The sequence below is a fragment of the Sphaerisporangium flaviroseum genome (assembly GCF_039537005.1).
GTDB lineage: Bacteria > Actinomycetota > Actinomycetes > Streptosporangiales > Streptosporangiaceae > Sphaerisporangium > Sphaerisporangium flaviroseum.
The window spans coordinates 444,495-467,736 of sequence record NZ_BAAAZR010000001.1; the positions used below are offsets into that span (position 1 = coordinate 444,495).

Sequence of the window (23,242 nt, forward strand, 5' to 3'; positions counted from 1 at the left end):
ATCGAAAGTCCAGGATGACCCTCTATTCTCCTATGTGTGCAGACCTCCTGCGAGGAGACCGATTCTCGGGTGCCGGCGGGCACGTCCGACGGCGATGCGCTGTTGCTGTGGCTGGGTTCGCGCGTGGGGATCGTCGTCGTCGCGACGGTGGGGGCGGGCATGCTCGCGGGGGACAAGACCCTCGCGCCGTTCCTGGAACGCTGGCAGCACTGGGACGCCAAGCACCTGGTGGACATCGCGAAGTTCGGCTATGACGGCGACCCCGCCGCCGCCCACGACCCGGGGCTGCCCGCCTTCTTTCCGGGGATGCCCCTCGCGCTCCGCCTGGCGCACATGATCGTGCCCGACTGGTCGCTCGCGGGTCTGCTGATCTCGTTCATCGCGGGAATGGTCGCGATGCTGGCACTGGCGAGGCTCGGCGAGTTCGAGGGACCCGAAGGCGCGGGGTGGCGGGCCGTGCTGGCCCTGCTGCTCTGCCCCACGGCGGTGTTCCTGTTCGCCGGGTACTCCGAGTCGCTGTTCCTGGCCTTCGCCATCCCCGCCTGGCTCTATGCGCGGCGCGAGAAGTGGGCGGTCGCGGGACTGCTCGCGGCCGGGGCGTCGTGCGTGCGCATCACCGGGTTGTTCCTGGCGCTCGCCCTCATCGTGGAGTTCGTCATGCGCCGCGGCCGGGCACGTGAGGCCGCGTGGCTGCTGGTCCCGTTCGTGCCGCTCGCGCTCTACTCGCTGTACCAGCACGGACGTACGGGTGACTGGCTCGCCTGGCAGCACGCGCAGGAGGCAGGCTGGGGACGGCGGATGGTCTGGCCGTGGGAGTCGTTCACGACGACCTGGCAGATGGCGACCGGCGGAGGGCAGTTCGTCTGGGCGTTCCGCATGGAGATCGCGGGCGCGCTCCTCGGGGTCGCCGTGGTGATCTGGCTGCTCGTGGCCCGGCGCTGGAGCGAGCTCGTCTACGTCGGCCTCCAGTTGGGGGCCCTCCTGTTCTCGGCGTTCTACCTGTCGATCCCGCGCGCGGCGCTGCTGTGGTGGCCGCTCTGGCTGATGCTCGGCCAGGTCTCCGTGCGCCGCCGATCCGTGCTCGTGGTGTACGCGCTGGTGGCCGGGCCCCTGATGGTGCTCAACACCGTGAGCTTCATCGGCGGGGCCTGGGCGGGCTGAAGGACACCGCCCTTACCCGGATTGCGGACGGAATAATCCAGGGATTTATCCACAGGCTGTGGATCAAAGGTGTTCACGCAGGAAGGCGATGTCGGCCGCCTGCCCGTCGCCCGGCGTCTCCACCACGATCGAGGCCCCCGCGGAACGGCACACGCTCAGGATGAGCTCGGGATCGATCTGCCCCTTGCCCAGGTTGGCGTGCCGGTCGGCCCCGGAGTCGAAGGTGTCGCGCGAGTCGTTGCAGTGCACCAGGTCGATGCGGCCCGTGATCGCCTTGACGCGGTCGACCACGTCGGCGAGCTCTTCGCCACCGGCGTGCGCGTGGCAGGTGTCCAGGCAGAACCCCACGTCGAACCCGTCGAGGGCGTCCCACAGGCGGGCCACGCGCTCCAGCTTGCGCGCCATCGCGTTGCCGCCACCCGCGGTGTTCTCGATGAGCACGGGGATCGGGGTCTCCAGCCGCTCGAACACCTTGCGCCAGTTGTCGAAGCCGATCTGGGGGTCGTCGTCCTTGCCGACGTGGCCGCCGTGCACGATCAGGCCCTTGGCTCCGATCGACGCCGCCGCCGCGAGCTGGCTCGCCAGAAGCTTGCGGCTCGGGATGCGGATGCGGTTGTTGGCGGTGGCGACGTTGATCACGTAGGGCGCGTGGACGTAGACCTCTACCTCCGACGCCCTGAGGGCGTCCGCGGAGGCGGGCAGGACCGGCCCTTTCCACCCCTGGGGATCGCCCAGGAAGAACTGCACGACCTCGGCGTTCCGCGCCGTCGCGTGGGCCAGTGGGTCGTCTTGGTCGACATGAGCTCCGATACGCACCATGGGTCGAGCGTAGCCGTTTCAAGAACCACCCCAGGGGCAGTTGATCGCCGGGTTGGTACGCCCAGAAACCCGCGTACCGTGAGACATAGGAGACGACTGTGGCCTACTACCGCCGCGGGATCAGCCTCTTAGGCCTGATCTACATTCTCATCGGCATTTACGTCGCATGGGTGTACGAGTACATTACGCCGGCCCTGCTCAAGAGGATCGCGCAAGCCCTTCTGGCGGTCTTCCTCTGGTTCCTGATCTTGCTCGGCGTCGACCTTCATATCGGAGGCAACGGGTAGCTCCTGCGGTTCCCTTCCCGCCAACGCCGACGGGAGCGCCTCGGGGGGGCGCCCCGTCGTCGCGATACGGCCCCTGGTCAGGGGATGAATCCACCGTGATAGATACCCGTCGCCACACCGACGAATGACATCACGATGGCGACGATGTTCACCGAGCGCTCAGCCGTCGTGGCGGAGACATATTGCGAGTACATCCCCACGATGAACCCCACCACACCGGCCCATGACGCGATCATGTGGGCGCTGACGACGAACCCGCTCACGAACGCCACCAGACCGCAGACGAGGGCGATCAGGGTCAACGTGTTCTCGCGAGTGTGCTTCCTGCCGTCAGAGTTGAGCGTGAGGCGGAAGGGCTCGCGCTCGGTAGGGCCAAGGGCTCGTGGCATGGCGGCCACCTCCTCTCTTCTCTCGTGACGTTCCCCTTGCGGGCCACGGGCAATCGCGGCCGGGCGGGCGAGAGACCCTGGTAGACTTCTGGGGCTGCGTTTGTTATGCGCGTGTTAACAGCCGCGCTTATCGCTCCGCCACCGAAGGCGGTCGCGAAGACGTCAGCGTCCTCCTGTCACGGCATGGTGTCGTGACCGCAACAGTCCAGAGGAGGTTGGAAGTCCGCATGCGTCGTTACGAACTGATGGTCATCCTTGACCCGTCCCTCGACGAGCGCACGGTGACTCCCTCGCTCGACCAGTTCCTCAGTGTCGTCCGCAATGACGGTGGCACCGTGGAGAAGGTCGACGTGTGGGGCCGTCGCCGGCTCGCCTACGACATCATCAAGAAGTCCGAGGGCATCTACGCCGTCGTCGACCTCACGGCCGAGCCGGCCACGGTCAAGGAGCTTGACCGCCAGCTCAACCTGAACGAGGGCATCCTGCGCACCAAGGTCCTGCGTCCCGACATGCACTGAGCGGCTTCGGGTCATGCCGAAGCCCGGCTTTTTGTCGGGCGGTAGCCGTACTCTGAGGCCCAACAGCTGCGCAGATTCACGCAGGAAGGCGAAAGCGACCGATGGCAGCAGGCGACACCACGATCACCATCGTCGGCAACCTTGTCGACGACCCGGAGCTGCGTTTCACCCCCTCGGGGCAGGCCGTGGCCCGGTTCCGCATCGCATCCACTCCGCGGTTCATGGACAAACAGACCAACGAGTGGAAAGACGGCGAAAGCCTCTTCCTAACCTGCAACGTGTGGCGCCAGGCGGCGGAGAACGTCGCCGAGAGCCTCCAGCGCGGTATGCGGGTCATCGTCCAGGGGCGGCTGCGCCAGCGGTCGTACGAGACCAAGGAAGGCGAGAAGCGCACCGTTTACGAGGTCGAGGCCGACGAGGTCGGTCCGTCCCTCCGTAACGCCACGTGCAAGGTCAACAAGACCGCCCGTCAGGGCGGTGGCGGTGGCGGCGGGTTCGGCGGCGGCGCCGACGACCCGTGGGCCTCGGCCACTCCGGCACCCCCCGGTGGCGGCGGCGGAGGCTACGGCGGTGGCGGTGGCGGCGGCTACAACCAGGGTGGCGGCTTCGGCGGCTCCCAGGGTGGCGGCGGCGACCTCAGCGACGAACCGCCTTTCTGATCAGCTTTTCAATCCCAGTATCCGATCGACCATTCCCGCATCATGCGGGGCTCTCTTAGGAGGAGCACCACGATGGCGAAGCCGGCACTGCGCAAGCCGAAGAAAAAGGTTTGCCTGTTCTGCCATGACAAGATCTCCTACGTCGACTACAAGGACACGGCCCTGCTGCGGAAGTTCATTTCCGACCGTGGCAAGATCCGTGCTCGCCGGGTGACGGGCAACTGCACCCAGCACCAGCGTGACGTGGCGACCGCGATCAAGAATGCCCGTGAGATGGCCTTGCTGCCGTACACGAGCACCGCGCGCTGAAAGGAGGCTCTGAGATATGAAGCTCATTCTGACCACTGAGGTCTCGGGCCTCGGCGCCCCCGGTGACATCGTCGAGGTCAAGGACGGCTACGGCCGTAACTACCTGATCCCGCGCGGGTTCGCCATGCGGTGGACGCGTGGCGGCGAGAAGCAGATCGAGTCCATCAAGAAGGCTCGTGACGCCCGTGAGATCCGTGACCTCGGCACCGCCAAGGAGGTCGCCGGCCGGCTCGGCGCCCTGCGGGTGACGCTGAAGACGCGCGCTGGTGACTCGGGCCGCCTGTTCGGCTCGATCACGACCGGTGACATCGCCGACGCGGTCAAGGCCGCCGGCGGACCCACCCTCGACCGCCGCCGCATCGAGATCAACAACGCGATCAAGAGCGTCGGCTCCCACCGCGTCTCGGTCCGGCTGCATCCCGAAGTCGCCGCGAACCTCGATGTCGAGGTCGTCGGCACCTGAGCGATCAGCTCGTGAAGTCCGCGAGGGCCCCTTCCCGTTCCGGGGAGGGGCCCTCCGGCGTCCGCGGGCCGCCTTGTGTAAGGGATGGCCTTCCCGTGCTGCGACGGCTGGACACGCCGAGCGCCGTCCCGTCACCTCGGCCGCGTGCTCAGCCGCCGGTGACCAGCCACGCGCGGCCGTACGCACGCGCCCCGAGGGTGAGCAGCCGGGCCACCATCCAGACCGCGAAGGCGGCCCAGAGCGCCACCAGGCCGCCGCCAAGGTGGACGACGGCGAGCACCGCCGGGAGGTAGACGATCGTCGTGAGGGCGGACGCCCAGGCGAGGTAGCGCCGGTCACCCGCTCCGATCAGCACTCCGTCGAGGACGAACACCACGCCGGCCAGGGGCTGGAGCAGCGCGACCGGCCAGAGCACCGCGTCGAGCTGGGCGCTCACGGCAGGGTCCGCGTCGAACAAGTGGGGGATGACCGGGCGCAGGAGGAGGATCGCGAACCCCAGTAGGATGCCGTACCCGATTCCCCAGGTGACCATGGTCCGCGTGGCGGCGCGCGTCCGGTCGACGTTCCCGGCGCCGAGGGCCTGCCCGGTGATCGCCTGGCCCGCGATCGCGAGGGCGTCCAGCGCGAGGGCGAGCAGTGACCAGATCTGGGTGGCGATCGAATGGGCCGCCAGCTGGGCGACGCCCATGCGGGTGGCGACGGCCGTCCCGACGATCAGCACGATGCGCAGGCAGATCGTGCGGATCAGCAGCGCGAACCCCGCCGTGCCGGAGTCCCTGATGCCGGCCAGGTGCGGTCGCACGGACACGTGCTGCCTGCGGGCCCCTTTGACGGCGACCGCAAGGTAGACGGCGGCTCCGAGCCCCTGGGCGAGGACGGTGCCCCAGGCCGACCCCGCGATGCCCCAGTGCAGCACGAGCACGAACACGGCGTTCAGCACGGCGTTGAGCGCGAACGAGCCGACGGAGACGACCAGCGGCGTCACGGTGTCCTGGAGCCCGCGCAGGATCCCCGTGCCCGCCAGGATGATGAGCATGGCCGGGGTGCCGATCAGGCTGATCCGCAGGTAGGTCACGGCGGGAGCGGCCACATCAGGGGAGGCGCCGAACAGGTCGACGATCGACGGAGCGAGCGGCCAGCACACCGTCACCACGACCAGGCCGATGGCGGTCGCCAGCCAGAGCCCGTCGATGCCCTGTTTGACGGCCCTCGGGAGGTTCCCCGCGCCGACCTGTCTCGCCACGGAGGCCGTGGTGCCGTAGGCCAGGAAGACGCACACGTTCACCAGAGTGGTGAGGGCGGTCCCCGCGATGCCGAGAGCGCCTAGCGCGACCGTGCCGAGGCGGCCGACGATGGCGTAGTCGACGAGAATGAACAGCGGCTCGGCCACGAGCGCGCCCAGCGCCGGAACGGCCAGTCGCAGGATCTCCCGGCTACCGGTGCGGGGGGTAAGAGACACTTGTCTATCTTGCCCCTTACGTCGCCATGGTGCGGACCGACTCCCGCAGCAAGATGAGTATTACACCGACTTTCTTTCCTCCACAGCCCGTGGATGTCGTTTTCCCTGCTCAGCAAGGGCTGTGAGGTTATGCACACGAGTTATCCACAGAGTTGTCCCCAGTGTTCCCACACCTCCTGGCGAGAACTGCACACGTTATCCACAACGTTGTCGACAGGACGCGTTGCCGGTTCGTTCAGAACCGGCGACACTGTCAGCCCGGCTACTTCGGGGGTGGCACGGGTGTTCGAAGGAGGGCGGCCAAGGTGAGCAGTGAGGTGGTCCCGGCGGCCTTCGGCGCACCCTTCGAGCGCACGCCCCCCAGCAACATCGAGGCCGAGCAGTCGGTCCTCGGCGGCATGTTGCTGTCCAAGGACGCCATCGCCGACGTGGTCGAGGTGCTGCGCTCCGACGACTTCTACCGGCCCGCGCACCAGATCATCTACGACGCCATCCTCGACCTGTACGGGCGGGGCGAACCGGCCGACTCGGTGACCATCTTCGGTGAGCTGTCCAAACGTGGTGAGCTCGCGCGGGTCGGCGGCGGTGCCTACGTCCACACCCTCACCGCCGTCGTGCCCACGGCAGCGAACGCCGGCTACTACGCCAAGATCGTCCGAGAGCAGGCGATCCTGCGCCGGCTCATCGAGGCGGGCACCCGCATCGTCTCCTACGGATACGGCGGTCAGAACGAAGAGGTCGACGAGCTGGTCGACCGCGCCCAGGCCGAGATCTACGCGGTCACCGAGCGCCGGACCAGCGAGGACTACCGCCCGCTCTCGGAGATCATGCCCGGCGCGCTCGACGAGATCGAGGCCATCGGCAGCCGGAGCGGCCAGATGGTCGGCGTCCCCACCGGCTTCCAGGACCTCGACGCCCTCATGAACGGCCTGCACCCCGGGCAGATGATCGTCGTGGCGGCCCGGCCGGCCATCGGCAAGAGCACGCTCGGGCTCGACTTCGCTCGTTCCGCCGCGATCAAGCACCACATGGCGACGGTGGTGTTCTCGCTGGAAATGTCGCGCAACGAGATCACGATGCGCCTGCTGTCGGCCGAGGCCCGGGTGGCCCTGCACACCATGCGCTCCGGCACGATGAACGACGACGACTGGACCAGGCTCGCGCGCCGCATGAGCGAGGTCGCCGAGGCCCCGCTGTTCATCGACGACTCGCCGAACATGTCGATGATGGAGATCCGCGCCAAGTGCCGCCGGCTGAAGCAGCGCAACGACCTGCGTTTCGTCATCGTCGACTACCTCCAGCTGATGAGCTCCCCGAAGAAGACCGAGAGCCGCCAGCAGGAGGTCTCAGAGATCTCCCGTGCGCTCAAGCTCCTCGCCAAGGAGCTGGAGGTGCCGGTGATCGCGATCTCCCAGCTCAACCGCGGTCCCGAGCAACGCACCGACAAGCGCCCCCAGGTCTCCGACCTGCGTGAGTCCGGCTCCATCGAGCAGGACGCGGACGTCGTCATCCTCCTTCACCGGGAGGACGCCTACGAGCGCGAGTCGCCGCGCGCCGGTGAGGCCGACCTCATCGTGGCCAAGCACCGTAACGGCCCTACCGCCACGGTGACGGTCGCGTTCCAGGGCCACTACAGCCGCTTCGTCGACATGGCCCCTCACTGAGGGAAGTGCCTCGCGCGGGGTGTGTCCGAGCTCCCCATGCTTGAACCTCAATTAATCTTAAGGTCAAGCGAGTGATCGGAGCGTGCCGACCATGGGTGGATCCCTCCACGGTGTGCCGGAGCTCAGCGTCGGAGAGCTGGCCGCGCGAAGTGGCGTGGCGGTCTCCGCGCTGCACTTCTACGAGAAGCAGGGGCTCATCAGCAGCCGCCGCACCGCCGGCAACCAGCGGCGCTACCGACGCGACATGTTGCGGCGGGTGGCGTTGATCCGGATGGCCCAGCGTGTCGGGGTTCCCCTGGCCAACGTGGCCGAGATCCTCAGCATGTTCCCGCCCGACCACGTCCCCACGCGGAGCGACTGGCAGCGGATGTCCCAATCGTGGAAGGAAGAGCTCGACGAGCGCATGCGCCGGCTGCAGCAGTTGCGCGACGACTTCACCGACTGCATCGGATGCGGCTGCATGTCGATCGACCGGTGCCCGCTGATCAACCCGGACGACGAGCTCGGCAAGCGGGGGCCCGGCCCTCAGCGGCTCCTGGAGGCCGGGCAGAGGCGTCAGAACCCTCAGACCACCACGCGGGCGTGCGTCGTCAACCGGCCGTCGTCGGACAGCACGTGCAACGCGAACCCCGGAGGCAGCGTGCGGTCGATGGGCGGCCAGGCCGAGGACTCCTGCGGGAGCAGGACCGTCGAGGCCACACCGGGCGCGACGTAGACCGGGAGCCCGGCGAAGACGGTCGCGGCCGCCGTGTGGACGTGCCCGACCAGGACGCCCACGATCTGGGGATAGGCGCGGAGCAGTTCCTCCAGGCGCTCCGGCTCGTTGAGCCGGATGTCGTCGACGTAGGGGACGCCGACCGGCACCGGCTGGTGGTGCATGCCCACGATGACCGGCCCGGCGGACGACTCCAGCACCTCGGCGAGCCACCGCAGGGTCTCGTCCTCGAGGTAGCCGTCATCGCGGCCGGGGATGCTGGAGTCGCACAGCGCGACCGTAACCCCGCCGAATCGGAGCACCTGGTTGACGGGCGCGCCGGCGTCGGAGCCGCTCGTCTCGCCGAGGAGCACCTTGCGGAACTCCGGCCTGCTGTCGTGGTTGCCGGGGCAGATGAGCGTCGGGTACGGGAACCGCAGCAGCTCGCGGGCGATCTCGTACTCCTCGACGGTTCCGTGGTCGGCGATGTCACCGGTCACCAGCACGGCGTCGATCGGACCCGGAAGGCCGGACAGGTGGCGCACGACCCGCTCGGTCCGCTCGGCGCTCTGCGGGGAACCGTCGAGGTGGACGTCGCTGACGTGGGCGATCGTGATCATAGCTCCCAGGGTTTCACGGGGGCGGCGGGATGACCACTCTGGCCTGTTCCCGCAGAACCTCCGCGGTCGTCTGGTCGGCGGGGAAGAAGGACTCGATGGCCAGCTCGGCGATCGTGATGTCCAGCGGGGTGCCGAAGGTCGCGATGGTGCTGAAGAAAGCCAGCTCGCCGCCGTCGTGGCGAAGGCGGAGCGGCACCATGATGTCGCCGGGGCCGGGCATCTCGACAACGGGTTCCGGCTGGTCGCAGGGGTAGGCGCGGAGCTCCTCGTGGAGGGCCTCCAACTGCGGGTCGGCGGTGAGCGCGACCTGGCGCCGCAGCCGTTCGAGCAGGTGGCCACGCCACTCGCCGAGGTTGACGATGTGCGGGGCCAGGCCGTCGGGATGCAGGCTCGCGCGCAGCACGTTGACGCGTCCCTCGAGCAGGCCGGGTGACAGGAGCCGGGTGAACAGCGACAGGCTCGCGTTGGCGTCGACGAGGTTCCAGCGCCCGTCGACCACGACCGCGGGATAGGGCTCGTGGCCGGTGAGTATCTGCCGGAGCGCCTTGCGCACGGCCGTCATCTGCGGCGCGTCCAGGGTGGTCTCGGAGAACACGGGGGCGAATCCGGCCGCGAGCAGCAGGCGGTTGCGCTCGCGCAGCGAGAGGTCGAGCTCCTGGGACAGGTGGAGGACCATCTCGCGGCTCGGGTTCGAGCGCCCGGTCTCCAGGAAGCTCAGATGGCGGGCCGAGATGTCGGCCTGGATGGCCAGGTCGAGCTGGCTGAGCCTGCGATGTTCACGCCAGTGGCGCAGGAGTTCGCCTACGGGTCGCTGGGAGAGCGCCGTGGTCGTCATGCCGCGAGGTTAACCGGTGCGGTCGTGAGCCGCGATTACGTCCCGGGTAACCGGACGCATTCCCCGCATGCGAAAACCGGGGTACGGCGGCCCCGCGTTCGCCGTACCCCGGTGGGGAAGGTGCGGGTCACTCCCAGCGGAACAGGCGGGCCGCGAACAGGCCGGCCACCACGGCCCACACCGCGAGGACGATGAGGTGCAGCGCCTGAGGGGCCGTTCCCGACCAGGCGTCCCTCATCGCCTGGCCGAACGCCCCCGTCGGGGTGAAGTCGCTCAGCCGGCGCAGAAGCTCGGGCATCATCTCGCGGGCGATCCACATGCCGCCCAGGAAGAGCAGGGGGAACATCACGATCGCCCCGACCCCGCTCGCGGCGCGGCTGTTGGGGACCACGGCGGCGAGGGCCAGGCCGATCGCGAACATGGCACAGACCCCGAGGACGAAGGACAGGAGGAACCACGGGAGATGTGCCGGTACCCGTGTGCCGAGCACCAGGTGCCCGAAGAAGATGGTCAGAGCCGTGGCGACGGTCGCCGTCGCCAGGTTGAGCATCAACTGGGCGGCCAGCACGTTACGGGGGGAGGCGGGAGTGGTCGACATCCGGCGCAGGATCCCGCGCTCCCGGTACAGCGCGAGAACGGCCGGGATCACAGTGAAGGCGGCGGTCACCACGGAAAGCATGATCATCATGGCGGGCAGTTGGGTGTCGACGACGCGCTCGCCGCCGAGTTCGGGCACGGCTTCGCGGAATCCGGGGATCGCGCTGCCGAGGACCAGCAACAGCGCGAGCGGGAGGGCGATCGCGAAGAACGCGGTGACCGGTTCCCGGAGATAGAGCTTGGCCTCGGTGAGCACCAGCTTGCGCAGGCCGGCGCCTCGGGGGGTGGTGGTCAGGGGGAGGGCGGTACCGGTGCTTGACATGTTGAGGGTCTCCTAGGACGCGTCGATGGCCGCGTGGCCGGTGAGGGCGAGGAAGGCGTCGTCGAGCGTGGCACGCTCCATCTGGAGCCCCGCTGGGACGATCTGGTTGGCCGCGAGGGCCGTGGTGACGGCGAGCAGGAGGTTGTCCGATCCGGTCACCGTGACGGTGTCGCCGTTCCGGGTCATGCCCGCCACCTCGGGGACCGACTTGAGGATCCGGTCCGCCTCGGACGCGCAGCGGAAGGTGAGGCGCTGTCCGCCGTCGACGTTCGCGATCAGCCCGGCCGGAGTGTCCACCGCGGCGACCCGGCCCTCGTCGATCACCGCGATCCGGTCGCAGAGCCGTTCGGCCTCCTCCATGAAATGCGTGACCAGGACGATCGTGACGCCGCGTGACCGGACCAGCTCGATGAGGTCCCAGGTCTCCCGCCGGGCCTGCGGGTCGAGCCCCGTGGTGAGCTCGTCGAGGATGGCCACACGCGGGGCGCCGACGAGGGCCAGGGCGATCGACAGCCTCTGCCGCTGCCCGCCGGAGAGCTTGGCGAACGGGGTGTCCCGCTTGGGGCCGAGGCCGACCTCCTCCAGCAGCCCTTTCCAGTCGGCCGGCCGGTCGTAGAAGGAGGCGTAGAGGTCGAGCGCCTCCCACACCTTGAGCTTGTCCGGGAGCGAGCAGTCCTGGAGCTGCACGCCGACCCTCTGCCGCAGCTCGGCACGGTCGCCGCGCGGGTCGAGGCCCGTGACGGCGATCGTGCCGCTGTCGGGGACGCGGAGTCCGGAGATGCACTCGACCGTCGTCGTCTTTCCCGCGCCGTTCCGGCCGACCACGCCGAAGATCTCGCCTTCCTCCACGGTGAAGGACACGTCGTCCACCGCGACCTGTCGGCCGTACAGCTTGCGCAGCTTGGTTAGCTCGATGAGTGCCATGCCGTAGACGCTAGGAAACGCGCCGTTTGTTGGTAATGCGGCTGCGGACCGAACGTGGGTGTACCTAGGTACACCTTGACTCGGTATCCACGGCTACTACGAACTACGTTCCTCGTCCACGAAACTAGGACCCATGGTTCTCAGGACGGCGGTCGGCTTCGGTCGCGGCCTCGTGTACATCCCGTTGGTCGCCCTCCACCTGGTCACGTTGACGCTGGCCGCGGTGGCGTTCCTGCTCACCTTCGGGCTGGGGATGGTGTTCCTCGGCCCGGCCGGCGTCCGCCTGGTCCGCCGGCAGGCCGGCCTGGCGCGCAGGCTGGCACACGCGTGGTCCGGTGTGGACATCGCCACCCCCTACCGCCCCTCTCCGCCTCCGCCCATGCCTCAACGGGACGGCTGGTACCGCGATGGCCGCCAGCTCTACCGCACCCCCAGGATCCCGTCCTTCAACAGGACCTGGAACTGGATGTACAGGGACCCGGCCACCTGGCGTGACTACGCCTGGCTGGCCACCGAGCCGCTGGTCGGCGGGTTGCTGGTCCTGTCGCCCTTGCTGACGGCGGGGCTCGGCGCCGTCCTCGTGTACACGTGGCGGCCCATGCAGGCCGTCACCGGGATCGTGCTCGTCATCGCGGGGGTGCTCCTCGCTCCGCGGATGGTACGTGTTCACGCGTTGTGGACACGGCTGCTGCTCGCCCCCACCCACAGGGCCCGCCTGACGAACGAGATGCGCCACCTCAGCCAGGTGCACACCGAGGTGGTCGACTCGCAGGCCGCCGAGCTGCGGCGCATCGAGCGCGACCTGCACGACGGCGCGCAGGCGCGCCTGGTGGCCATCGGCATGACCCTGGGCGCGGCCGAGGAGCTGCTCGAATCCGACCCGCAGGCCGCCAGGGCACTGATCGCCAAGGTGCGGGAGGCCTCGGCCGCTTCGCTGGTCGAGCTGCGCCAGCTTGTGCGCGGCATCCATCCGCCGGTTCTCGCCGAGCGTGGTCTGGGTGACGCCGTGCGGGCTCTGGCCCTCGACAGCCCGCTCAAGGTGGCCGTCAGCGTCGACCTGCCCACACGGCCCGACGCCCCGGTCGAGTCGGCCGCCTACTTCGTCATCAGCGAGCTGCTCGTGAACGCCAGCAGGCACGGTGACGCACGGAACGTCGAGGTCGACATCAGCCACCGCCGCACCGCCCTGCGCATCACCGTCACCGACGACGGTCATGGAGGGGCCGATCCGTCACGGGGCAGCGGCCTGCGCGGCATCGAGCGGCGGGTGGCCGCCTTCGACGGCGTCCTGGCACTGCACAGCCCGGCCGGCGGGCCGACCGTCGCCACGGTGGAGTTCCCCCACGCGCTCGGCCCGGACGCCTCCTGCGGGTCCACTCTGCCTAAGTGGAAGAACACGCTGATGGGCATCTGCTGGGGGCTATTCTGGCTGCCGCTGTTCCCCCAGGGCCTCGTGCCCCTGTTCTTCAAGATCTTCGGCGTCGACGAGCGTAGCTGGTTCCTCGCGCTCTACATGCCCGAGGCCTTCCAGTGGCCGGTGATCCTCGGCATGATCGCTCTAGGCATATGCATGATCGCGTTCGCGGTCAGAGCCTCCAGCGAAGTGCGGGAACGAGATGTGGAGCCCAACACGTGAGGGTGGTTCTGGCCGAAGATCTCTTCCTGCTCCGTGACGGCCTGGTCAATCTGCTCCGGGCGCACGGGTTCGAGATCGTCGCGGCCGTGGAGTCGGGGCCCGAGCTGCTCAAGGCGCTGCTCGACGAGCGTCCCGAGGTGGCGGTCGTCGATGTGCGGCTGCCGCCCACCTTCACCGACGAGGGGCTCCAGGCGGCGCTGACGGCCCGCCGCGCGATCCCCGGCCTGCCCATCCTCGTCCTGTCCCAGCACGTTGAGCAGCTTTACGCCAGAGAGTTGCTGGCCGACGGCACCGGTGGCGTGGGCTATCTCCTCAAGGACCGCGTCTTCAACTCGGAGCAGTTCATCGACGCTGTGCGCCGGGTCGCCTCTGGAGGCACCGCCATGGATCCCGACGTCATCGCCAAGCTGCTGGCCAGCAACGCCCGCAACGAGCCGCTCGGAAAACTGACCCCGCGTGAGCGCGAGGTGCTCGAGTTGATGGCCGAGGGCCGCTCGAACGCCGCCATCGCCCAGCGGCTGTTCCTGAGCGAGAGCGCCGTGGGCAAGCACACCGCCAACATCTTCACCAAGCTCGACCTCGCCGCCTCCGACGACGACAACCGCCGCGTGCTGGCCGTGCTGGCCTACCTCAACGGCACCAGATGACCCTGCCTTCTCGGCACATCCGCTGCGCGCACGCTCGCTGCTTCCTTCGCAGGCAAATGTCCGACCCAGGCGCTACCTTTCTGGGGAGCGAACGTTTCGAAGGGGATGTATCAGTGTGAAGTTCCAGGTGAGCCGCGATGTCCTGGCCGACGCGGTGGCGTGGAGCGCCCGGGCCCTGCCGGGCCGTCCCGCCGTGCCGGTGCTGTCAGGCATCCTGCTGGAGGCGCTCGACGACAGCCTCCGGCTCTCGGTGTTCGACTACGACGTCTCCGCACGCGCCCTGATCGAGGCCGACGTCGCGGAGCCGGGCAAGGTGCTGATCCCGGGCAGGCTGCTCGCCGAGATCACCAAAAGCCTCCCCGCGGAGCCGGTCCAGATCCTCACCTCGGGGTCTGAGGCGGTGCTGACCTGCGGTGGCGCCGAGTTCGGCCTGCTCACGATGCCGGTGGAAGACTTCCCGACGCTGCCCGCCATGCCCGCGAAGGCCGGTGCGATCGGTGGGGTCGCCTTCGCCACCGCGGTCGGCCAGGTGGCCGTGGCGGCCGCCCGCGACGACACGCTTCCCGTGCTAAAGGGCATCCGCCTCGACATCGACGGCGTCAACGTGTCCATGGCGGCCACCGACCGCTACCGCATCGCCGCGCGTCACCTGCTGTGGCATCCCGAGCGTCCGGATCAGCAGGCCGCCGTCATGGTGCCCGCCAGGGTGATGGCCGAGGCGGGCCGTGCCCTGCGCGCGGGTGAGGTGTCCATCGGGTTCGGCGACGGCATCGCCGGTTTCGAGTCCGCCGGCCGCGCCACGACGGTGCGCCTGCTGGACGACCAGTTCATCGACTACCGCTCGCGCCTGGCCGACGACTGGTCGATCCGGGCCAACGTCAGGGTGGCCCCCTTCATCGAGGCGATCAAGCGTGTGTCGCTCGTGGCCGAGCGCCACACCGCCATCCGGCTGTCGTTCACCCAGGGCCAGGTGCTGGTGCAGGCGGGCGGTGGCGACATCGGCCGGGGAGCCGAGGCGGTGGGCGCCGAGTTGGACGGCGACGACATCCAGATCGCCTTCCAGCCCCACTTCCTGCTCGACGGCCTCACCGGGGTGGAGACCGAGACCGCCTGGCTCAACATGTCCTCCCCGACCCGGCCGGTGCTCATCACCGACGACGAGGACGACCCCTCGTTCCGCTACCTGGTGATGTCCCTGCGGCTGCCCTGAACAGGCGTTCACCCTTCGGCCACGGGCACGGCCGGAGAGGACGCCGGCCTGGGCCGGGCGCCGCCGCATCACCCCTGCGGGCGCGGGCTGGTCAGTCCAGCAGTTCGGGGGTGTCGGCGAGGGCGATGGCGATGTGCTCCATGCAGGCGTGACCGGCGCGTTCGGCGGCGGCCGCGTCGCCCGACGCGATGGCGCGGGCGATGGCGTCGTGGGGGATGTGGCCGTTCTCCAGGGGCGCGCCGGCGGCGGCGATGCTCGCGCGGAGCGCGGCGGAGAAGTCCTTGTAAAGCTCGATCAGCACGCGGTTGTGCGTGGCCTCGACGACCGCGATGTGGAAGGCCAGGTCGGCCTCGACGAACGCGTCGACCTCGGCCTCGACCCAGGCCTGTTCCCGTCGCAGCAGCGCCGCCTCGATCAGCTCGATGTCGCCTTCGGTGCGCCTGACGGCCGCGAGCTTGGCGGCTTCGACCTCCAGCGCCCGCCGGACCTCCAGGATCTCCAGGTGCTCGGCCGCGCGCAGCCGCCGTGCCATGGCTCCGGAGAGCTCGCTGGTGGCGCGCACGTAAGTGCCGTCGCCCTGGCGGCACTCCAGCAGGCCCGCGTGGGTGAGCGCGCGCACGGCCTCGCGCACGGTGTTACGGCCGACGCCGAGCTGCTCCGCGAGCACCGTCTCGGTGGGGATCTTGGCATGCAGACGCCAGGATCCCGAGGTGATCTGCTCCTTCAGTTGCTCGATCACTTGGTCGACGAGGGAAGCCCGCTGCGCCGTACGCAGACTCACAGTCTGCCTCCTCCGAGGTAACCAATCATCCTACGAGTCAATGATTGGTCGACCTTAATTATTCCCGGGTCTCCGCGCCAAATCCGGAGGCCAGGCGGGGGAGGCCTACCGTACGAACACCGCGGACGTCACGGCACCGGCGACGGTCGACCTGACCCCGACCGCTTCGAGTGCCCTACGATACGCGCCTGTCTGGCGGTCACGATTACCGGCCTTGCCCCAGAGGTCACCGAGCTCACGCCAGGTGCCCGCGATCTCCCGGTCGCGGATCGTGCCGCCTGGCGGAGCGGTCGACAGCAGGGCACCGGCACGCTCCAGGCTCGGGATGAACAGGCCATCGGAGCCATCGGACCGTGCCAAACCAACCTCGGCGAGCACCAGGTGTGCCGAAGCGGCGATGACTTCGGACTCGCCGGCCAGAAGCTCCAGAGCCTTGGTCGCCAGGTCCTCCGCGCTGTGGGCGTCGCCGGACGTGAGCCGGACGCGGGCCAGCACGACGAGGCTTCGCGCGTGCTCGCCGGAGGCGGCCGGGAGGGTGGAGAAGACTTCGGTGGCGCTGGAGACCATCTCGTCGACCTGGCCGAGGGAGTCGGACCGGGCGGCGGAGATCTCGGCCCAGCGCATGGCGACCCTGGCCATCTGGGCGGCGATCCTCGCGGGCCGTCCGGCGGACAGGGCGTCGTCGGCGAACCGCACCGCGAGCGCGGAGTCCTCGCCCTCGGCCGCCGAGATGCTGGCCTGCCAGAGCGAGAGGATCTCGGTGGTGCGGTCGGCCGGCACGGGCACGCCGGTCATGTCGAGCACCTGCTCGACATAGGACAGCCCGATCTCGGCGTCGGCCAGCGCCGCGGCGAGGTCGACCGCGACCTCTCCGTGGAAGAGCGACAGCTCCGTGACCTGCTCCAGCGCCTTGTTCCCAAGGTCGCGGGCACGCATCACGTCACCGGCGCGCTGGTAGCACCGGCACAGCGCGGCCATGAGCGGGACGTCGGCCAGGCGCTCGGGGTGCGCGGCGGCCTCGCGGCGCAACCGCTCGTACGCCTCGACGGCTCGCCCGATCTTGCCCTGGGCCTCCAGAGCACGGGCACGCCCGAGACGGGCGTGCGCCGCGAGGAGCGCGTTGTCCTCGCCCGCGGCCTTGACGATGTCACCGAAACGGTCGGCGGCGATCGCCGGGTCCCCGTGGTAGAGCTCCAGCTCGGCATGACGCAGCCCGAGCTCGGTGTCGATGCGCTGACGCGGCTCGATCCCGTGGAGCAGAAATTCGGTGGTGCATCCCAGGCGTTCCGCGAGCAGGCGGGCCACCACCGGCGTCGGCGTGCGCTTGCCGGACTCGATGAGTGAGACATAACTGTCGGAGAGGTCGGGTCCAGCCAACTGTGCCTGAGACATTCGCCTGCTCAGACGCAGCCCGCGGACGCGGTCACCGATGGTTCCCTGACTCGGCATGTGATCTCTTAGGGCGGGGATATGGTCAATGGTTCCGCCATGATGGCACGAAGCAGCCGAATCGGGTATACCCACGTCAAGAATCCCGAGGGCAAACTACATCTCACGTCTCGGGATTCAGGACGAAAGCGGACTAATCATCGTCATCTGAGCTAGGGAAGAGCATCTGGCAGACCTCGAGGTACAAGGTCTCGGGATACGGGATGAAGGGGACGGTCGACAGGGCCTGATCTTGGCCGGCCGACTCCAGGACGAACTCGCCGTATCCCAGCATGCGTCCGAGCAGCGAGCGCTGGAAGCTCATGTCGGTCACCTTGCCGAGCGGCATCATCGCCACCCGGCGGGTGATCAAACCAGTGGTCAGCAGCATGCGCTTGGAGGTCACCACGAAGTAGTCGACCGACCACTCCGCCACTTTCCACACGAAACGGATCAAGAGCAGCAGCCAGGCCCACCAGACGATCACTAGTGCCTGTGATCCTTGGTTCTCACCAAGCCACTTGCTCAGCAATCCTGCCAGGATCAGGCCACCGAAGACCTCGGCGACCGGACGTAACAGCACGGCCGGGTGGCGCCGCACCATGATGACCTGGTGTTCGTGAGGGAGAAGGTAACGGTTGACCGACGACGGAGCAGAGTCCCCGTGGGTCACAAGCCTCATGTCAGCCTTGTAAAGAATAGAGCCAGCGAATCCGCGGCATTCACCACAGTGTCCATTGCTCCCTTGACCGCTGTTGCCGCGTCAGCTGGTCTGGTGAACAGGTAGAAAGCCACAAACGCGATGGCTGCGTACGTTAGAACCTTCTTGACCTGCACTGCCGCCTCCGTTTAACCACTCACCCACTGCACCCACCGTATACATTACCCAGCCGGTTGGCCGAGTAAAGCGCATCCGTACCCCACAGTCTTTAGGGGTCTGGATGTGACCTGCGTCACTCCTGCTGGCCGGCGACCACCGCGAGCACTTGGAGGTGCTTGCGCGCGATGCGCTCGACCAAGCTGGGGTACGCGTAACCAGTGACCTCCATCGCGCCGTGGTGAGCCGCTTCGACGCAGCGTGTCACGGTCGCGGCGGGATGAACCCCGGCGAACTCGACCTTAAGCACGGTCTCGACCTGCGTATAGGCGTCAATATCCGGCAGCTGGTCCATGGCTCTCCCAGGTGTGCGTCCACGGCCTGAGGGCCGGAACACAGTGACATCGTCATCACTCTGTGTACCCACCGAACCACATTATGTAACGAGGCGAACGTCAACCCGAGGGAAAGAACGAAAAGGAATCAGGCGATGCCCGTAGGGGTCGTGCCGGGGATCGTCCGCAGCCATAGAAGTGTGGCCGAGTCGTCTGACTTCGTGGAGGAGTGCCCGAATCAGGCGACGCTCAGACGACGCCGTAAAGGCGGTCTCCGGCGTCGCCGAGACCGGGCACGATGTAGCCGAACTCGTTGAGGCGCTCATCGAGTGCCGCGGTCACCACGCGCACCGGCTGGCGCGAGTCGGTGAAGACGGTCTCCATGTAAGCCAGGCCTTCGGGGGCGGCGAGAAGGCAGATGGCCGTGACGTCCTCGGCGCCGCGCTGGAAAAGCAACTCGATGGCCGCCGCGAGGGTGCCGCCGGTGGCCAGCATCGGGTCCAGGACGTAGCACTGGCGGCCGGAGAGGTCCTCGGGGAGCCGGGTGGCGTAGGTCTGGGCCTTGAGGGTGCCCTCGTCGCGGATCATGCCGAGGAAGCCGACCTCGGCGGTCGGCAGCAGGCGGGTCATTCCGTCCAGCATGCCGAGGCCCGCGCGGAGGATCGGGACGACCAGGGGTGCCGGGCGCGCCAGCCGTACCCCGTGGGCGGGGGCGACGGGGGTGGAGACCGTCGCCTCGGTGACCCGGACGTCTCGTGTGGCCTCGTATGCGAGCAGCGTGACGAGCTCGTCCGCGAGCCGGCGGAACGTCGGGGAGTCCGTGCGTACGTCCCGAAGCGTGGTCAGCTTGTGGGCGACGAGCGGGTGGTCAACGACGAGGGTCTTCATGGCTGCCAACGGTATCTCCTGATACCCGGTAAATGGTACGAGCGGGTCGGTATCGACCATCACACCCTAAGCTGACTGGGCACACCCGTTTTTGATCACAATTTGCCCGAGGGGCGTACGGGGGCTGAGTGATTCTGCGAGCATTGCCAACTGTGAGAACCGCGTCGGTAGGGTGAAGATGACAGACGTAGATGCTCTTGACTTCGCCATCGTGGTTTACCGCGAGGACGACTGCTGGGAAGCCGAGATGCTGCCCGTGGGCCTCACAGCGGACCTGCACGGGCTCATCCATGCCCTTCGACAGCAGCCGAGTATGGGCGCCACGATTGGCCTGGTCGCCGTGGGGGATGACTTCTTCGTGGCACTACGGGTGTTTGGTGAGCGTGTCGACGTCTTCCTCTCCGACATCACCGCTTCGTGGGACTGGCCCCTGGCCCAGCAGGTCCTCGAGTTCCTTGATGTCCCGGTGCCCGAAGAGGAGGAGCTGGACATGGTTCTCCCGGCGGGAGATCTGTCGATCTTCTCCGATCTCGGGCTCGACGAGATGGAGCTGGGAGCCCTGTCCGGCGACCTCGAACTGCTTCCTGATGAGGTGCTTTCCAGCATCGCCGCACGGCTCGGGTTCTCCCAGCCGTTTGAACGTGCCGTCGACTCAGCCCTCGGCTGACCTCGGGAGCCCCGATCATGCCCTCGAGACCAATACACAGCGCTCTGTTCTCCGCGGCCTTCGTCCGCACGCCCGACGGGTGGAGCGGAGCCGAGGTCGACCTCACGAGCGCCGAGATCGCCGACGATCTCGGCGACGCCGTGCAGGAGGCCCTCGGCCTGCAAGGTGACGAGCTCGCCCTGCTCTGCGCCGAGGTGGAGGACGAGTGGTTCGCCCTCGTCCGCTACGACGGCGACGCCGAGCCGCGGGCGTTCCTGTCCGACGCCCACGCCGCGGCGAGTGATCCCCTCGGCGAGCTCTTCGGCGAGCTCGCCGGTGTCGTGGTGCCCGACAAGGAGGCCGACCTCGGGGTCCGGCCGGCCGGCGACTTCGAGTTGCTGAGCGACCTCGGGGTGAGCGCCGAGGAGTTGCTGGAGCTCAGCATGGAAGAGGGTGTGCTCCCCGCCGACACCCTCTCGGTGATCGCCGAGAAGCTCGCCTTCGCGGACGAGCTCGACCGGCTGCATTAGCGGCATTGGCGCCATCGCCTGAGAGGCTTCGCACATGAGCGGCCCGTCCTTCGACGAGCCGATGAGGCTCGCGCTGGCCCAGGCCGTGAGGGCGGGCGAGCGCGGCGAGGTGCCGGTCGGAGCGGTCGTCCTCGGGCCCGGCGGCGAGGTCCTGGCGGTGGCGGGCAACGACCGTGAGGCGAGCGCCGATCCGACCGCCCACGCGGAGATCCTGGCGCTGCGCGAGGCCGCGCGCGTGCGCGGTGAATGGCGCCTGGCCGGATGCACGCTGGTGGTCACGCTGGAGCCGTGCACGATGTGCGCGGGAGCGGCGGTGCTCGCTCGGGTCGAAAGGCTCGTCTACGGCGCCTCGGACGAGAAGGCAGGCGCCGCCGGGTCGCTGTGGGATGTGGTGCGGGATCGGCGGCTGAACCATCGTCCCGAAGTGATCCTGGGAGTGCTCGCGGAGGAGTGCGGGGCCGTGCTCAAGGACTTCTTCGCGGACCGACGCCCATGAAAGCCCCTTTCTTCGCATAACGGACGCTTGTCAGGCGCCAACGGTGCCGTGGATCCGGTAGGCTGCTCGACGGTGGAGTCGCCTAGTGGCCGAGGGCGCACGCCTCGAAAGCGTGTGATGGGGCAACCTATCCGTGGGTTCAAATCCCACCTCCACCGCCACCACGAAGGGCCTCCTGCCCGGCATCGCCGGCTGGAGGCCCTTCGCATGTCCGTGGTCATGGCAGGTCGTTGAAAGGCTTGGCGTACGTGAACGCGCCACGCATGTCCGGGGCATAGGTGGTGAGGGTCCGGACCTGGAAGTGCGGCGCCCATTCAGGGACCGGTGGCGTGATTCCGTACTCCTCGGCCAGCCGGAAACCGAACAGCGGGTAGTAGTCGCTGTGCCCGAGGAGCACGACGAGCGGCTCGCCGCACGCGTCCGCGGCGCCGAGCACGGCGTGCATGAGCGCGTGCCCGACTCCCTGCCGCTGGAACGCGGGCAGCACGCCGAGCGGTCCGAGACCGAGCGCCGGGGTGGAGCCGACCGAGGCCCTGGTGCAGACGACATGCCCGGTGACGGCGCCCTCCGCCGTGGTCGCGACCATGGAAAGCTCGGGAACCCAGCCCTCGTCCGCTCGCAACGCGTCTACCAGGCCGGCCTCTGCGGGTACAACTCCGGGCGTATCGGACGTGCCGAAGGCGGCGGCGTGCACGTCACGGATGGCCGGGATGTCTGCGGGAAGCTCACGTCGTATCAGCATCCGCCCAGGCTTCCCGGCCCCCCGCAAGGCCGTCAACCGAAAAAGCCGTCCCCATGGTGGCTTGAGGCAGGAGATGTACGTGCCGGCGAGATGGGCTCGCTCGCCCGCCGAATGTCATGCGGACCGGACACGGCATCTAGCGGTTGTAAGCCTGGAATGCCCGGAGTGTCAGCTATTTATGTGCTTGATGTGGCGAAATTACGCTTTTTTCCTCTTATGGGAAGGTCGCTGAATTTCGCCGGTTGGCATTTGTCGCGATGTTCCCGATATCCCGAGTACACCACTGCGAGGCTTCCGCAATGCGTCCAGACGTCTCCACCAACGGAGTGAGCGCTTCCTCGCCGGGAGGCCTTCTTGCGGGGCGACCATCCACGGAGGCCGGCCTCAGGGGTCGAGCGTGGTCTCCTCGGCGTTCTCCACGCGGCCGTGAAGCGCCTGCTCGTTGATCTCCAGGTTGTTGATCAGCCGTAGCGTGGCCGTGATGGCGTGGCCGATCAGCATGTCGGGGGCCTCGCCGTACTCCACCTGGAGAAGCGTGTCGGCGGCCCGGTCGTCCGGCACGCTCTGGACGTCGCGCCAGGTGTCCTCCGCGCCGGTCTCTGTGGCGGCGCGGAGGAGCGAGGCGACGGCATGAGCCTTGGCTCTCGGGATCGTGAGGGTGAGGAACCCGCGCTCAGAACGGTCGAGCCGGACTCCGTCCTCCGCGCCGCGGAACAGCAGGGCGTGCAGGAGGTCCTTCGCCTCGGTCAGCAGCGCCTCCCCCTGCGCCGAGCGGTGCTCGGGGGCGATGAGCGGGCCGCCCTTGTGCGGAGGATCGAGAAGGTCGCCTTCCGCTTCGAGGATCTCCCGGGTCAGGGCCCGGTAACGCTCGATGTAGACCGGCAGGGAGGTCTGGTCGAGGTCGAGCTCGCGTATGCGGGCGGCTCTGTCGCTCCCGCCTTCCTCGGCGGCGCCGTCGCCTGCGCCCCGCCGGGCAGGATGGACGTCCTCGCTCCGCTGACGCGCGTGGTCCTCACCGGCCTGGGTCCCGCCGTTCCCGGCAGGCGTCTGGCCGTTGACCGGCTGAACCGGCGCGCCGCCGGCCTCCTGCACCGGCTGGGCGTACAGGCCCTGCTCCGGGCCCCGCTGGACCTGCCGGGGAATCGTGTAGGTGACCTCGTCGGCCTTCAGCGCCAACGTCATCAGCTGCTCGACCAGCCACTCCGTGGGCTGCTCGTGGAGACGACTGCGCAGGCGTTCGCGCAGCTCGCCCGTGAGTTCCTCACGGACCTGCGCCACGAGCTGTGTGACATCTCGCATGGGTAACCGTCCGACGTTGCGTTCCAGCGGCCTGAGCCGTGTCGCCCGTGCGACTGTCGCAGCTTAG

The 23,242-nt window shown here is 68.5% G+C and carries 27 protein-coding genes, 1 tRNA gene and 1 pseudogene; 15 read left to right on the forward strand and 14 right to left on the reverse strand.

Annotation, left to right across the window (positions count from 1 at the left end):
- Window positions 1-69 precede the first annotated feature (69 nt).
- Window positions 70-1,161: a mannosyltransferase family protein gene (locus ABD810_RS02190; RefSeq protein WP_344933532.1), complete on the forward strand. Its 1,092-nt coding sequence runs from the start codon at window positions 70-72 to the stop codon at window positions 1,159-1,161.
- 63 nt (window positions 1,162-1,224) lie between these two features.
- On the opposite strand, the gene ABD810_RS02195 is transcribed toward ABD810_RS02190, so the two are convergent.
- A complete protein-coding gene (locus ABD810_RS02195) occupies window positions 1,225-1,980 on the reverse strand; it encodes a deoxyribonuclease IV (RefSeq protein WP_344933534.1) in 756 nt (251 codons plus the stop codon).
- A 98-nt stretch (window positions 1,981-2,078) separates the two neighbouring features.
- On the opposite strand from ABD810_RS02195, the gene ABD810_RS02200 reads away from it, so the two are divergent.
- Window positions 2,079-2,267 carry a hypothetical protein gene (locus tag ABD810_RS02200; RefSeq protein WP_344933537.1) on the forward strand — a complete coding sequence of 63 codons (189 nt, stop codon included), beginning with the start codon at window positions 2,079-2,081 and terminating at the stop codon, window positions 2,265-2,267.
- Between the two features lie 77 nt (window positions 2,268-2,344).
- On the opposite strand, the gene ABD810_RS02205 is transcribed toward ABD810_RS02200, so the two are convergent.
- Window positions 2,345-2,656 carry a hypothetical protein gene (locus ABD810_RS02205; RefSeq protein ID WP_344933539.1) on the reverse strand — a complete coding sequence of 104 codons (312 nt, stop codon included), beginning with the start codon at window positions 2,654-2,656 and terminating at the stop codon, window positions 2,345-2,347.
- Between the two features lie 227 nt (window positions 2,657-2,883).
- Here ABD810_RS02205 and rpsF point away from each other — a divergent pair, with 227 nt between their 5' ends.
- From rpsF to rplI, 4 genes are all read left to right on the forward strand, one after another.
- Entirely contained in the window at window positions 2,884-3,174 is a 291-nt protein-coding gene (gene rpsF, locus ABD810_RS02210; protein WP_344933541.1) for a 30S ribosomal protein S6, read from the forward strand.
- 101 nt (window positions 3,175-3,275) lie between these two features.
- Window positions 3,276-3,833, forward strand: a complete 558-nt coding sequence (locus ABD810_RS02215; RefSeq protein WP_344933543.1) for a single-stranded DNA-binding protein — start codon at window positions 3,276-3,278, stop codon at window positions 3,831-3,833.
- A gap of 72 nt (window positions 3,834-3,905) precedes the next feature.
- Window positions 3,906-4,142, forward strand: coding sequence for a 30S ribosomal protein S18 (rpsR, locus tag ABD810_RS02220; RefSeq protein WP_061256131.1), 237 nt, complete (start codon window positions 3,906-3,908; stop codon window positions 4,140-4,142).
- 16 nt (window positions 4,143-4,158) lie between these two features.
- Window positions 4,159-4,605: a 50S ribosomal protein L9 gene (gene rplI, locus ABD810_RS02225; protein WP_344933546.1), complete on the forward strand. Its 447-nt coding sequence runs from the start codon at window positions 4,159-4,161 to the stop codon at window positions 4,603-4,605.
- Between the two features lie 148 nt (window positions 4,606-4,753).
- On the opposite strand, the gene ABD810_RS02230 is transcribed toward rplI, so the two are convergent.
- The gene (locus ABD810_RS02230; protein WP_344933548.1) at window positions 4,754-6,064 is read right to left on the reverse strand and encodes an MATE family efflux transporter; all 1,311 of its coding nucleotides are present in this window, start codon (window positions 6,062-6,064) and stop codon (window positions 4,754-4,756) included.
- A 305-nt stretch (window positions 6,065-6,369) separates the two neighbouring features.
- On the opposite strand from ABD810_RS02230, the gene dnaB reads away from it, so the two are divergent.
- Both dnaB and soxR read left to right on the forward strand, forming a co-directional pair.
- Window positions 6,370-7,728, forward strand: coding sequence for a replicative DNA helicase (gene dnaB / locus ABD810_RS02235; protein ID WP_344933550.1), 1,359 nt, complete (start codon window positions 6,370-6,372; stop codon window positions 7,726-7,728).
- A gap of 91 nt (window positions 7,729-7,819) precedes the next feature.
- A pseudogene (soxR, locus tag ABD810_RS02240) lies at window positions 7,820-8,266 on the forward strand (redox-sensitive transcriptional activator SoxR); the annotation flags it as partial.
- Between the two features lie 26 nt (window positions 8,267-8,292).
- Here soxR and ABD810_RS02245 read toward each other — a convergent pair.
- The 4 genes from ABD810_RS02245 to ABD810_RS02260 all read right to left on the reverse strand — a co-directional run bounded on the left by ABD810_RS02245 (window position 8,293) and on the right by ABD810_RS02260 (window position 11,720).
- On the reverse strand, window positions 8,293-9,042 hold the full coding sequence (locus ABD810_RS02245) for a phosphodiesterase (protein WP_344933552.1): 750 nt from the start codon (window positions 9,040-9,042) through the stop codon (window positions 8,293-8,295).
- Window positions 9,043-9,055: 13 nt separating this feature from the next.
- Window positions 9,056-9,877, reverse strand: a complete 822-nt coding sequence (locus tag ABD810_RS02250) for a helix-turn-helix domain-containing protein (RefSeq protein ID WP_344933555.1) — start codon at window positions 9,875-9,877, stop codon at window positions 9,056-9,058.
- Window positions 9,878-10,004: 127 nt separating this feature from the next.
- Window positions 10,005-10,796, reverse strand: coding sequence for an ABC transporter permease (locus ABD810_RS02255; protein ID WP_344933557.1), 792 nt, complete (start codon window positions 10,794-10,796; stop codon window positions 10,005-10,007).
- A gap of 12 nt (window positions 10,797-10,808) precedes the next feature.
- Window positions 10,809-11,720: an ABC transporter ATP-binding protein gene (locus tag ABD810_RS02260; protein ID WP_344933559.1), complete on the reverse strand. Its 912-nt coding sequence runs from the start codon at window positions 11,718-11,720 to the stop codon at window positions 10,809-10,811.
- A 133-nt stretch (window positions 11,721-11,853) separates the two neighbouring features.
- On the opposite strand from ABD810_RS02260, the gene ABD810_RS02265 reads away from it, so the two are divergent.
- From ABD810_RS02265 to dnaN, 3 genes are all read left to right on the forward strand, one after another.
- On the forward strand, window positions 11,854-13,356 hold the full coding sequence (locus tag ABD810_RS02265) for a sensor histidine kinase (RefSeq protein WP_344933562.1): 1,503 nt from the start codon (window positions 11,854-11,856) through the stop codon (window positions 13,354-13,356).
- A complete protein-coding gene (locus ABD810_RS02270; RefSeq protein ID WP_344933564.1) occupies window positions 13,353-14,003 on the forward strand; it encodes a LuxR C-terminal-related transcriptional regulator in 651 nt (216 codons plus the stop codon). Before ABD810_RS02265 ends, ABD810_RS02270 begins: the two co-directional genes overlap by 4 nt.
- A 115-nt stretch (window positions 14,004-14,118) precedes the next feature.
- On the forward strand, window positions 14,119-15,213 hold the full coding sequence (gene dnaN / locus ABD810_RS02275) for a DNA polymerase III subunit beta (protein WP_344933567.1): 1,095 nt from the start codon (window positions 14,119-14,121) through the stop codon (window positions 15,211-15,213).
- A 91-nt stretch (window positions 15,214-15,304) separates the two neighbouring features.
- Here the strand turns inward: dnaN and ABD810_RS02280 are convergent, their stop codons facing one another.
- From ABD810_RS02280 to upp, 5 genes are all read right to left on the reverse strand, one after another.
- The gene (locus tag ABD810_RS02280) at window positions 15,305-15,994 is read right to left on the reverse strand and encodes a FadR/GntR family transcriptional regulator (protein WP_344933569.1); all 690 of its coding nucleotides are present in this window, start codon (window positions 15,992-15,994) and stop codon (window positions 15,305-15,307) included.
- Window positions 15,995-16,099: 105 nt separating this feature from the next.
- Window positions 16,100-17,443: a helix-turn-helix domain-containing protein gene (locus tag ABD810_RS02285; RefSeq protein WP_344933572.1), complete on the reverse strand. Its 1,344-nt coding sequence runs from the start codon at window positions 17,441-17,443 to the stop codon at window positions 16,100-16,102.
- Window positions 17,444-17,576: 133 nt separating this feature from the next.
- Window positions 17,577-18,104 carry a PH domain-containing protein gene (locus tag ABD810_RS02290; protein ID WP_344933582.1) on the reverse strand — a complete coding sequence of 176 codons (528 nt, stop codon included), beginning with the start codon at window positions 18,102-18,104 and terminating at the stop codon, window positions 17,577-17,579.
- Between the two features lie 271 nt (window positions 18,105-18,375).
- Complete coding sequence (locus ABD810_RS02295) at window positions 18,376-18,594, reverse strand: three-helix bundle dimerization domain-containing protein (protein WP_344933584.1); 219 nt, start codon at window positions 18,592-18,594, stop codon at window positions 18,376-18,378.
- Between the two features lie 229 nt (window positions 18,595-18,823).
- The gene (gene upp, locus ABD810_RS02300) at window positions 18,824-19,462 is read right to left on the reverse strand and encodes a uracil phosphoribosyltransferase (RefSeq protein WP_344935376.1); all 639 of its coding nucleotides are present in this window, start codon (window positions 19,460-19,462) and stop codon (window positions 18,824-18,826) included.
- A 178-nt stretch (window positions 19,463-19,640) separates the two neighbouring features.
- On the opposite strand from upp, the gene ABD810_RS02305 reads away from it, so the two are divergent.
- The 4 genes from ABD810_RS02305 (at window position 19,641) to ABD810_RS02320 (ending at window position 21,295) form a co-directional block, all read left to right on the forward strand.
- Window positions 19,641-20,129, forward strand: a complete 489-nt coding sequence (locus tag ABD810_RS02305; RefSeq protein WP_344933587.1) for a tRNA adenosine deaminase-associated protein — start codon at window positions 19,641-19,643, stop codon at window positions 20,127-20,129.
- A 17-nt stretch (window positions 20,130-20,146) separates the two neighbouring features.
- Complete coding sequence (locus tag ABD810_RS02310) at window positions 20,147-20,638, forward strand: tRNA adenosine deaminase-associated protein (RefSeq protein WP_344933589.1); 492 nt, start codon at window positions 20,147-20,149, stop codon at window positions 20,636-20,638.
- A 34-nt stretch (window positions 20,639-20,672) separates the two neighbouring features.
- Window positions 20,673-21,134: a tRNA adenosine(34) deaminase TadA gene (gene tadA, locus ABD810_RS02315; RefSeq protein ID WP_344933591.1), complete on the forward strand. Its 462-nt coding sequence runs from the start codon at window positions 20,673-20,675 to the stop codon at window positions 21,132-21,134.
- A gap of 71 nt (window positions 21,135-21,205) precedes the next feature.
- Window positions 21,206-21,295: transfer RNA gene (locus ABD810_RS02320), tRNA-Ser, on the forward strand.
- 56 nt (window positions 21,296-21,351) lie between these two features.
- Here the strand turns inward: ABD810_RS02320 and ABD810_RS02325 are convergent.
- Together ABD810_RS02325 and ABD810_RS02330 are read right to left on the reverse strand one after the other, a co-directional pair.
- Window positions 21,352-21,876, reverse strand: coding sequence for a GNAT family N-acetyltransferase (locus ABD810_RS02325; protein ID WP_344933592.1), 525 nt, complete (start codon window positions 21,874-21,876; stop codon window positions 21,352-21,354).
- Between the two features lie 384 nt (window positions 21,877-22,260).
- Window positions 22,261-23,175 carry a hypothetical protein gene (locus ABD810_RS02330; protein ID WP_344933593.1) on the reverse strand — a complete coding sequence of 305 codons (915 nt, stop codon included), beginning with the start codon at window positions 23,173-23,175 and terminating at the stop codon, window positions 22,261-22,263.
- Window positions 23,176-23,242: the final 67 nt, after the last annotated feature.

Excerpts from the sequence above, each read along its gene's own strand:
- ABD810_RS02195 (WP_344933534.1), bottom strand. The coding sequence starts at position 1,980 with ATGGTGCGTATCGGAGCTCATGTCGACCAAGACGACCCACTGGCCCAC.
- ABD810_RS02205 (WP_344933539.1), bottom strand. The coding sequence starts at position 2,656 with ATGCCACGAGCCCTTGGCCCTACCGAGCGCGAGCCCTTCCGCCTCACG.
- rpsF (WP_344933541.1), top strand. The coding sequence starts at position 2,884 with ATGCGTCGTTACGAACTGATGGTCATCCTTGACCCGTCCCTCGACGAG.
- ABD810_RS02215 (WP_344933543.1), top strand. The coding sequence starts at position 3,276 with ATGGCAGCAGGCGACACCACGATCACCATCGTCGGCAACCTTGTCGAC.
- rpsR (WP_061256131.1), top strand. The coding sequence starts at position 3,906 with ATGGCGAAGCCGGCACTGCGCAAGCCGAAGAAAAAGGTTTGCCTGTTC.
- rplI (WP_344933546.1), top strand. The coding sequence starts at position 4,159 with ATGAAGCTCATTCTGACCACTGAGGTCTCGGGCCTCGGCGCCCCCGGT.
- ABD810_RS02245 (WP_344933552.1), bottom strand. The coding sequence starts at position 9,042 with ATGATCACGATCGCCCACGTCAGCGACGTCCACCTCGACGGTTCCCCG.
- ABD810_RS02250 (WP_344933555.1), bottom strand. The coding sequence starts at position 9,877 with ATGACGACCACGGCGCTCTCCCAGCGACCCGTAGGCGAACTCCTGCGC.
- ABD810_RS02255 (WP_344933557.1), bottom strand. The coding sequence starts at position 10,796 with ATGTCAAGCACCGGTACCGCCCTCCCCCTGACCACCACCCCCCGAGGC.
- ABD810_RS02260 (WP_344933559.1), bottom strand. The coding sequence starts at position 11,720 with ATGGCACTCATCGAGCTAACCAAGCTGCGCAAGCTGTACGGCCGACAG.
- ABD810_RS02265 (WP_344933562.1), top strand. The coding sequence starts at position 11,854 with ATGGTTCTCAGGACGGCGGTCGGCTTCGGTCGCGGCCTCGTGTACATC.
- ABD810_RS02285 (WP_344933572.1), bottom strand. The coding sequence starts at position 17,443 with ATGCCGAGTCAGGGAACCATCGGTGACCGCGTCCGCGGGCTGCGTCTG.
- ABD810_RS02290 (WP_344933582.1), bottom strand. The coding sequence starts at position 18,104 with ATGAGGCTTGTGACCCACGGGGACTCTGCTCCGTCGTCGGTCAACCGT.
- ABD810_RS02295 (WP_344933584.1), bottom strand. The coding sequence starts at position 18,594 with ATGGACCAGCTGCCGGATATTGACGCCTATACGCAGGTCGAGACCGTG.
- upp (WP_344935376.1), bottom strand. The coding sequence starts at position 19,462 with ATGAAGACCCTCGTCGTTGACCACCCGCTCGTCGCCCACAAGCTGACC.
- ABD810_RS02305 (WP_344933587.1), top strand. The coding sequence starts at position 19,641 with ATGACAGACGTAGATGCTCTTGACTTCGCCATCGTGGTTTACCGCGAG.
- ABD810_RS02310 (WP_344933589.1), top strand. The coding sequence starts at position 20,147 with ATGCCCTCGAGACCAATACACAGCGCTCTGTTCTCCGCGGCCTTCGTC.
- tadA (WP_344933591.1), top strand. The coding sequence starts at position 20,673 with ATGAGCGGCCCGTCCTTCGACGAGCCGATGAGGCTCGCGCTGGCCCAG.
- ABD810_RS02325 (WP_344933592.1), bottom strand. The coding sequence starts at position 21,876 with ATGCTGATACGACGTGAGCTTCCCGCAGACATCCCGGCCATCCGTGAC.
- ABD810_RS02330 (WP_344933593.1), bottom strand. The coding sequence starts at position 23,175 with ATGCGAGATGTCACACAGCTCGTGGCGCAGGTCCGTGAGGAACTCACG.